The sequence below is a fragment of the Asaia sp. SF2.1 genome (assembly GCF_000505765.1).
GTDB classification, from domain to species: Bacteria; Pseudomonadota; Alphaproteobacteria; order Acetobacterales; family Acetobacteraceae; genus Asaia; species Asaia bogorensis.
In genome coordinates this window covers 199,903-202,953 of record NZ_AYXS01000034.1, presented here as the reverse complement: position 1 = coordinate 202,953, position 3,051 = coordinate 199,903, and the positions used below count along the sequence as shown (strand labels likewise).

Sequence of the window (3,051 nt, the reverse complement as noted above, 5' to 3'; positions counted from 1 at the left end):
GAAAAGACTTGCCCTGTTCCTCGTTGCAACGACTGCCTGCACGCCCTTCGTGAGCCGCGCTGCCGATGCCGCAAGCGCCACCGAGGCGCAGGACGTCGCACAGAAAAAAGCCGACAAGACCACGGCCCTGACGAAGAAAAACAAATTCGTCAAAAGCACCGACGATGCCGAGCAGGTGGTCGTGACAGGCACGCGTGAAAGCCATGTGAAGGCCCGCCAGAGCATCAGCCCCGTCGTGGTCATCTCCTCCAAGACACTGGAGCGCTCAGGTGAACTGAACGTCGCCAATGCGCTGACACGCACCTATCCCTCCATCACCATGAGCGCGCGCGGGTCCAACACCAACTCGCTGGTGTCGTCCATCCAGATGCGTGGTCTGGGGCCGAACGAGACGCTGGTTCTGGTCGATGGAAAGCGCCGTCATTCCACCGCCAATATCGTGCAGAAGCCGGGGCCGCAATTTGCCTCGTCAGGCGTCGATCTGAACATGCTGGCTGGCAACATGATCGACCATATCGAGGTGCTCGAGGATGGCGCCGCCGCCATGTATGGTTCTGACGCCATCGCCGGTGTGGTGAATATCATTACCAGGAAAAAGGATCACGGTCTGACGCTCAGCGGTCAGGGCGGTGCCAATGCCTATCTCGGCAGTGGCGAGCAATACCAGCTTGACGCTGATGGCGGGTTCAAACTCGGCAAGGATGGTTATGTCCATCTGGGCGCGCAGTTCTATCAGACACAACACGCCATTGCCTGGGGACCCGATCATGCTTTGCTCGGCTACTGGCCGGCCGGTGCCGATACCAAGAACTACTTTGTGGGCGTCAAGCCGGGCTCCGAAAGCTGGCGTGGTCGCAAGACCGATTATCTGAGCACACCGAAGGAAACACGCGAGACCTTCGCGCTCAATTTCGGCAAGCCGCTTGCCGCTGGCATTGAACTCTACGGACAGGCCACGCTTGGCTATCGCCATGCCGAAATGCGCGCCTATAAATACCCCTATGTCGTACCCGCCGCAGGCATCAGCGAACTCCGCCCCATCACGGGGGATGATGAACTGGATTACGCCGCCGAGCTGGGCCTGAAGGGCGAGAACCTGTTCGGCTTCGACTGGAATCTCTCAACCGTCTATGGCGGCGATAATTCGCGCATCAGCATCCGCGATGTCGTCAATTTGGGCGAACTTGCCCGCACAGGTTATTCACCCAGCAAGTTCTGGGACTACACCCAGAAAAACACGCAGTGGACGAATAATCTCGACCTGCGTCGCGGGTTCAATATCTGGTCTATGCCGGTCAGCCTGGCGTTCGGCGGTGAGCACCGTCTGGACTCCTATCAGATCATCTCGGGTAATCCGGAGTCCTATCTCGATGGCGGCCCGGTGGAACATGCCGGTATCCCGCCCCAATCGGCAGGCACGTGGTATCGCAACATCTACTCGGCCTATGTGGATACGACCTTCCGCCCCACGCGCAAGCTCTCCATCGATGTGGCAGGCCGCTACGAATATTATACCGACACTGACAACACCGAAAACGGCAAGCTTTCAGCGCGCTATGATTTCACCAGACGCTTCGCGCTGCGTGGCACCATCGCCAACGGGTTCCGTGCGCCGACACTGCAGGAATCCCATTTCAGCCGTCTGAACATCTTTGCCGGTACCGGCAGCGTTGGCGGTCAGCTTCCGGTGGAGTCCGCCGCCGCCCGCTCACTGGGTGCGCAAGGCCTGAAGCCGGAACGCTCGGTTAATGCCAGTGCGGGCTTTACCATGGAGCCGGTACGCGGCCTGCATGTCGAGGCCGATGTGTACCAGATCAATCTGCGTGACCGTATCGTGCAGGGTGGTACGGTGCGTGGCGCACAGGCGCTGGACGCCATCCGCTCTTTCGGCTTCGATGTCTCCCCGACTGCCACCAATGCGGCAGCGTCTTCGGCCTACTTCCTCTCGAACGGGGCCAGCACGCGCACGCAGGGTCTGGATATCAAGGCCGATTACCTTGTGCATATGCATGATTACGGCAATCTGGCGCTGATGGCGGCGTTCAACCTCAACCGCACACGCTTGCATCACAATGGCATCTCGACCATCGGCAAGCCGCTGCTGAACGAGCAGACCATCGCCTACATCACCACCGCCACACCCCGCAGCAAGATCATTCTCAACGCGCTGTGGACCATCGGCAAGTGGGATGTGAATATCCGCCAGAGCCGTTATGGCGAAACCACCAACATGATGACCTATCAGGACTGGACCCCGGCCTCGGCAACCTGTGCCAGCGGTGGCGCCCTGCGCTACTCCAATTCCTGCTTTGGCCAGTTCAAGAATACACCCCGCTGGCTGACGGATCTTGAGGTTGGCTACAAGATCACCTCGCGCGTCCATGCCTCCATCGGCGTGAACAACGTGTTCAATGTCCGCCCCCGTCGTCTCCCAGGCAATCTCGTACCGGCAGGTGGGTCGATGTACGATCAGTTCTCCAATCAGGTGCCCTTCACCGGCGGCTATTATTTCGGGCGCGTCAGCGCGAGCCTCTGACCGCAGCGCGACAAGCCTCACATCGCAAATCGCCCGCTCAGGCCGGGAGTGGAAACACTCCCGGCCTTTATGCCGTATAGACCCCACTTCCGCTTGCCTGCACCGCGCGCCTGCAAAGCGGACTGGGGGGCCGGATTGACAGCCCTGCCCGATCTACCGATCCTCCCATGCGGCAGAGACTTCTGCCCCCGGATGGTGGAGGAAAGCCGTCAAGGGCGCCCTCGGATGCCGGGTTCATCAGCAGGAGAGAGAGTTCATGTTCAGTCATATCACGATAGGCAGTGACGACCTCGACGCCTCGAAAGCGTTTTACGACGCCGCTCTGGGCGCGCTTGGTTGTCCGCCGGGTGAGATGGTGCCCCCGAACCGCCTGTTCTATACGCATGATGGTGGCAGGCTCATGATCACCACGCCGCTCAATGGCGAACCCGCGACCGGCGCCAATGGCGGGACGATCGGTTTCAAGGCGGCCTCGCCCGAAGCTGTCGATGCGTGGCACAAGGCCGGTGTCGCGC

2 protein-coding genes are annotated in these 3,051 nt (G+C 60.4%); both read left to right on the top strand.

What is annotated here, in order from left to right; all coding sequences use genetic code 11:
- The first annotated feature begins 127 nt into the window (after window positions 1-127).
- Window positions 128-2,536, top strand: coding sequence for a TonB-dependent receptor plug domain-containing protein (locus tag P792_RS32100; RefSeq protein ID WP_369794252.1), 2,409 nt, complete (start codon window positions 128-130; stop codon window positions 2,534-2,536).
- A 256-nt stretch (window positions 2,537-2,792) separates the two neighbouring features.
- The coding region (locus P792_RS39105; RefSeq protein ID WP_035440265.1) for a VOC family protein at window positions 2,793-3,051 on the top strand (259 nt) is incomplete at its 3' end.